Source organism: Staphylococcus lugdunensis, from assembly GCF_002901705.1.
GTDB classification, from domain to species: Bacteria; Bacillota; Bacilli; order Staphylococcales; family Staphylococcaceae; genus Staphylococcus; species Staphylococcus lugdunensis.
In genome coordinates, this window is the sequence record NZ_PPPV01000012.1 from 201,402 (window position 1) to 207,861 (window position 6,460).

The window sequence follows — 6,460 nt, forward strand, 5'->3', positions numbered from 1 at the left end:
TCACTATATGTTCATCATAAACTATGACAATTTTTTGAAACTAAATTAGAATGTTTCTAAATTATTTAAGCAAGGTACTTAAACACATTATAATATATGTTATACTATGGTTATTGTAAGTATATGGAGGGCGTTAAAATGCATTTTATTGCTATAAGTATAAATCATCGCACTGCCGATGTTGCACTTAGAGAGCAAGTTGCTTTTAGAAATGATGCCTTACGTATTGCACATTTAGATTTATTTGAAACGAAGTCTATTTTGGAAAACGTTATTCTTTCTACGTGCAATCGTACTGAAGTATACGCTATTGTTGATCAAATTCATACGGGTCGCTATTATATTCAACGATTTTTAGCACGTTCATTTGGATTTGAAGTAGATGATATTAAAGCGATGTCAGAAGTTAAAGTGGGGGACGAAGCAGTAGAACATTTATTGCGAGTCACTTCTGGCTTAGATTCAATTGTATTAGGTGAAACACAAATCTTAGGTCAAATTAGAGATGCATTTTTCTTAGCCCAAGATAATCAAACAACTGGTACAATTTTTAATCATTTATTTAAACAGGCGATTACTTTTGCTAAAAAAGCACATAATGAAACAGATATTGCAGATAATGCGGTAAGTGTTTCTTATGCTGCTGTTGAATTAGCTAAAAAGGTATTTGGTAAACTGAAAAGTAAACAAGCAATCATTATTGGTGCAGGGGAAATGAGTGAACTATCTTTACTTAATTTATTAGGTGCTGGATTAACAAATATTACAGTAGTTAATAGAACACATTCAAAAGCACAAGAATTAGCTGAAAAACACAATGTAAGTTATGCAACTTTGAACGAGCTTCCAGAATTATTAATTCAAGCTGACATGGTAATTAGTTCAACAAGTTCGCCTGATTATGTTATTACTAAACAAATGATGGAGTATGTTGTACAATATCGTTCAGTGGCTTCTTTATTGTTACTTGATATCGCAGTACCTAGAGACATAGATCCTCAAGTGTCTGTAACAGATAATATTTTTAATTATGATATGGATGACTTAAACGGATTAGTTGATGCTAATTTAAGAGAGCGTCAATTGGCTGCAGATATTATTGCACAGCAGATTCCTTCAGCAATCGATGCCCATAATGATTGGGTTAATATGTTAGGAGTAGTTCCGGTTATTCGAGCGCTTAGAGAAAAAGCTATGGCGATTCAGGCTGAAACGATGGAAAGCATAGATCGCAAATTGCCTGATCTAAGTGAAAGGGAACGTAAAGTTATCTCTAAACACACTAAAAGTATCATCAATCAAATGCTAAAGGATCCTATTAAACAAGCTAAAGAATTAAGTAATGATAAAAACAGTTATGAAAAATTAGAGCTATTTCAAAACATTTTTGATATAGATGCAGAAGATCCACATCAGCAAGTAAAAGAACGCAAGGCACATCAAGAAAGTGAATTAGCAGTGCGTCGTATTTTTAGTTTTGAATAAGCATATTAATATGGTGATGATATGCAAGAAACCCTGTTTATTAGATTTCACGAAGTTATTTTAATCATATATGTTTTAAGTTTATTATGTTATTTTTGGGATTTTGTTAGAAAAACACATAAAGTGAGAACTTTTGGAAATTACACACTAGGGATTGTTTGGATGTTACAAACAATCTCTTTGTCTGTATATATCACTTCGCAACATGAAGTGCCATTAGGTTCTATATTCGATGTTTTTTTCTTTTTGGCTTGGATATTAATCACAATTTCATTAATATTAAATTTAATAAAGAGTATGAGTTTCTCAGTATTTTTCTTGAATTTAATAGGATTAGTGCTGTTAACAATGAGTACATTCCAACCTGATAACTACTCAACCCACGTAGAAAAAAGCGCTGTAATTAATGAGCTTCTTTTAGTCCATATTGGGCTTGCGGTACTTAGTTATGCATTTTATGCATTAGCATTTGTCAATGCACTACTTTTTATTATTCAATATCGCAACCTTAAAGAGAAAAATTTTGATCAAAAATATTTTCGCATTGGCAGTGTTGCTTCATTAGAAAATATTGTTTTTTATTCATCATTAGCCGGCTTTGTCCTAATGATAATGAGCATTATTTTAGGAGCACAATGGGGTGTATTTTCAGTTGGTAAAAGTATTTTTATAGATCCTAAAGTGATTTTATCATCAATTATTACTTCACTTTATGCTATTTATTTATTATGCCATGTTAAACGATGGCTAAGTGCGAAGCATCTCATTTATTTTAATATTATTTTGTTTTGCCTATGTATGATAAATCTTTTCTGTACAACACATTTTTCATAGGTTTATATTATGGCTTATGATGCTATTTACTTTGCAGATGTATTTTTAGGAGGATAATCTATGCGCAAACTGGTTGTGGGATCACGAAGAAGTAAATTAGCTTTGACACAAAGCAAGCAATTTATTGATAAATTAAAAGAAATTAATCCGGATTTAGAAATAGAAATTAAAGAAATTGTGACAAAAGGTGACCAGATTTTAGATAAACAATTATCTAAAGTTGGGGGCAAAGGCTTGTTTGTCAAAGAAATCCAACACGAACTTTTTAATAAAGAAATTGATTTTGCGATACATTCTTTAAAAGATGTTCCAAGTATTCTGCCTGAAGGTTTAACTTTAGGCTGCATTCCCGATAGAGAAAATCCATTTGATGCGTACATTGCAAAAAATCATACGCCACTTGATCAGTTGCCAGATGGTAGTATTATTGGCACTAGTTCTTTACGACGCGGCGCACAAATTTTAGCAAAATATCCTAATTTTGAGATTAAATGGATAAGAGGTAACATAGATACGCGTCTCCATAAATTAGAAACTGAAAATTATGATGCTATTATTTTAGCTGCAGCAGGACTAAAGCGTATGGGTCGGTCAGATGATATTGTCACAACTTATTTAGATAAAGATGTTTTATTACCCGCAATTGGACAAGGTGCATTGGGGATAGAATGTCGTAGTGATGATGTTGAGTTGTTAGCTTTACTTAAGCAAGTGCACAATCAACAAGTAGCTGACTGTGTAACAGCAGAGAGAACATTTCTTGCAGCAATGGACGGCAGTTGTCAAGTTCCAATAGGGGGTTATGCAATGAATAAACCTAATGGAGATATTGAATTTACTGGATTGATTATGACTCCTGATGGAAAAGAACGATATGAGCATACTGAAAGCGGCAATAATCCTATAGAATTAGGTAATAAAGTTAGCGATGTTTTAATTGAACAAGGTGCTTATGAAATAATTAGAAAATTAAACGACCAACAATTGCATTAATACCATATATATTGAGGTGTAATGAAAAATGAAGCCAGTTGTAGTAATGACGCAAACGAGTAATGTAAAAAGTGATTTGATTGAGATTGTGCATAAACCGTTTATTAAAATCCAATCGCTTGAATTTAACACTCAGCTATTGCACGATAACTATGACTGGATTATTTTTTCTTCTAAAAATGCTGTACAATTATTTTATCCTTTTTTTAATAGCGTTAATATAAAGTATGTAGCAGCGATAGGGGATAAAACAGCACAACTATGCCAAGAACTAGGTATAAAAGTTGATTTTATACCTGATGATTATTCCCAAGAAGGACTTATTTCTAAGTTGAAGTTGCAAAATCAAAAGCTTCTAATACCTAGTAGCGCACAAGCGCGACCTTATTTGCAACGGAAACTATCACAAAATAATAAGGTAGTAAAGATTGACTTGTATACACCTATTGCACATAGGGATAATATCCATGAAGTAATTAAGTTGATATCAAATAACAAAATCGATGCACTTACATTTTCAAGTTCTTCAGCTGTGCATTACTTTTTTGAAGAAGCTAACCTTCCAAACTTTTATGCTTACTACGCAATTGGCCGTCAGACTGCTAACACGATTAGATATTATGGGTACGAATCTAAGATTGCTGATAATCAAACCTTAGAATCATTGATAAATAAAATTATAGAAAGTAGGAATTACAATGAAATTTGATAGACACAGAAGATTGCGTATTTCAGAAACGATGCGCAATTTAGTAAGAGAAAATCACGTAAGAAAAGAAGACTTAATTTATCCTATATTCGTAGTTGAAAAGGACAATGTAAAAAGTGAGATTACTTCTCTACCTGGAGTATATCAAATAAGCTTAAATTTATTAGATGATGAAATTAATGAAGCATATGATTTAGGAATTAGAGCAATTATGTTCTTTGGTGTTCCAAATGCTAAAGATGAAGTTGGTTCAGGTGCTTATGATCTTAATGGTGTTGTTCAACAGGCAACTCGTAAAGCGAAATCATTGCACGAAGATTTATTAATTGTTGCAGATACTTGTTTGTGTGAATACACTGACCATGGCCATTGTGGTGTCATTGATGAACATACACATGATGTTGATAATGACAAATCATTGCCATTACTTGTTAAAACAGCTGTTTCTCAAGTTGAAGCTGGTGCAGATATTATTGCACCTAGCAATATGATGGATGGGTTTGTGGCTGAAATACGCCAAGGTTTGGATGACGCAGGCTACTATAATGTACCAATTATGAGTTATGGTATTAAATATGCTTCTAGTTTCTTTGGTCCATTTAGAGACGCTGCTGATTCTGCACCATCATTTGGTGATAGAAAGACTTACCAAATGGATCCAGCAAATCGTTTAGAAGCATTAAGAGAATTAGAAAGTGATTTAAAAGAAGGCGCAGATATGATGATTGTTAAACCCGCTTTAAGTTATTTGGATATTGTGCGGGACGTTAAAAATAATACGAATATCCCTGTAGTGGCATACAACGTCAGTGGTGAGTATGCAATGACAAAAGCTGCAGCAATAAATGGTTGGATTGATGAAGAACGTGTTGTAATGGAACAAATGGTATCAATGAAACGTGCCGGTGTAGATATGATTATTACTTATTTTGCAAAAGATATATGTCGTTATTTAGATAAATAGAGGGAGGTAGACTATGAGTTACGAAAAATCAATAGAAGCAATGGCTATAGCTGAAAATTTAATGCCTGGTGGTGTAAATAGTCCTGTTAGAGCTTTTAAATCAGTAGATACGCCTGCAATATTTATGGATCATGCTGAAGGATCCAAAATTTACGATATAGATGGCAATGAATATATTGATTATGTATTGAGTTGGGGGCCGCTGATCTTAGGGCATAAGAACCCACAAGTTATTGAAAAGTTGCATGAAGCTGTTGATAAAGGGACGAGTTTTGGTGCATCAACGCTAAAAGAGAATCAACTTGCTAAACTTGTTATTGAACGGGTACCATCAATTGAGAAGATACGTATGGTATCGTCAGGTACCGAGGCAACATTAGATACTTTACGATTAGCTCGTGGTTATACAGGACGCAATAAAATTGTCAAATTTGAAGGCTGTTATCACGGTCATAGTGATTCTTTACTAATTAAAGCAGGTTCAGGTGTTGCTACATTAGGCTTACCTGATTCACCAGGTGTTCCAGAAGGCACAGCGAAAAATACAATTACAGTGCCGTATAATGATTTAGATGCAGTCAAATTGGCATTTGAAAACTATGGTGATGATATTGCTGGTATAATCGTTGAACCAGTAGCTGGAAATATGGGAGTCGTCCCACCAGTTGATGGCTTTTTACAAGGTTTAAGAGATATTACGACTCAATATGGAGCGTTGCTTATTTTTGATGAAGTAATGACTGGTTTTCGTGTTGGATACCATTGTGCTCAAGGTTATTTTAATGTAATTCCTGATTTAACATGTTTAGGAAAAGTCATCGGCGGCGGTTTGCCAGTAGGAGCTTTCGGTGGTAAAAAAGAAATCATGGACCATATTGCTCCTGAAGGCGATATTTATCAAGCGGGAACCTTATCAGGTAATCCGTTGGCAATGACAAGCGGTTATGAAACGCTAAGTCAGCTAACCCCAGCATCTTATGATTACTTCCAAGAATTAGGGGATTTATTAGAACAAGGATTGAAAGAGATCTTTGCTAAACATAATGTACCTATCACTGTTAACAGAGCTGGATCAATGATTGGCTATTTCTTAAACGATGGTCCTGTAACTAACTTTGAACAAGCAAATAACAGTGATTTAGAACTCTTTAGCCAAATGTATCGTGAAATGGCAAAAGAAGGGGTATTCTTGCCGCCATCACAATTTGAAGGTACATTTTTATCTACGGCACATACTAAAGACGACATAAAAACAACAATTCAAGCATTTGATACTGCTTTAAGTCGTATTGTATAATGAATTTAATAATATGAGGTTAGGACTTTCATACTGAGGATGTCTTAACCTCTTTTTAATGAAAGAAGGGTCATGATGAGAAGAATATGGCTTAATAATTTAATTCTTTTAACAACAGCAATCATCGTGAGCTTAATATTATATTTTGCACATGTACTGTTACCATTTATGTTTGGTC

The 6,460-nt window shown here is 33.7% G+C and carries 7 protein-coding genes; all 7 read left to right on the forward strand.

Annotated elements, in window-relative coordinates:
* The first annotated feature begins 138 nt into the window (after positions 1-138).
* The gene (gene hemA, locus CD041_RS01690; RefSeq protein ID WP_070648421.1) at positions 139-1,485 is read left to right on the forward strand and encodes a glutamyl-tRNA reductase; all 1,347 of its coding nucleotides are present in this window, start codon (positions 139-141) and stop codon (positions 1,483-1,485) included.
* Positions 1,486-1,506: 21 nt separating this feature from the next.
* Entirely contained in the window at positions 1,507-2,319 is an 813-nt protein-coding gene (locus CD041_RS01695) for a cytochrome C assembly family protein (RefSeq protein ID WP_002458902.1), read from the forward strand.
* Between the two features lie 60 nt (positions 2,320-2,379).
* On the forward strand, positions 2,380-3,312 hold the full coding sequence (hemC, locus tag CD041_RS01700) for a hydroxymethylbilane synthase (protein WP_080606559.1): 933 nt from the start codon (positions 2,380-2,382) through the stop codon (positions 3,310-3,312).
* 28 nt (positions 3,313-3,340) lie between these two features.
* Positions 3,341-4,021, forward strand: coding sequence for a uroporphyrinogen-III synthase (locus tag CD041_RS01705; RefSeq protein ID WP_070648425.1), 681 nt, complete (start codon positions 3,341-3,343; stop codon positions 4,019-4,021).
* On the forward strand, positions 4,011-4,985 hold the full coding sequence (hemB, locus tag CD041_RS01710; protein WP_002478068.1) for a porphobilinogen synthase: 975 nt from the start codon (positions 4,011-4,013) through the stop codon (positions 4,983-4,985). Before CD041_RS01705 ends, hemB begins: the two co-directional genes overlap by 11 nt.
* A 13-nt stretch (positions 4,986-4,998) precedes the next feature.
* A complete protein-coding gene (gene hemL / locus CD041_RS01715; protein WP_037545824.1) occupies positions 4,999-6,282 on the forward strand; it encodes a glutamate-1-semialdehyde 2,1-aminomutase in 1,284 nt (427 codons plus the stop codon).
* 75 nt (positions 6,283-6,357) lie between these two features.
* Positions 6,358-6,460 (forward strand): hypothetical protein (locus CD041_RS12465; RefSeq protein WP_444547686.1); only part of this gene is annotated, 103 nt, incomplete at its 3' end.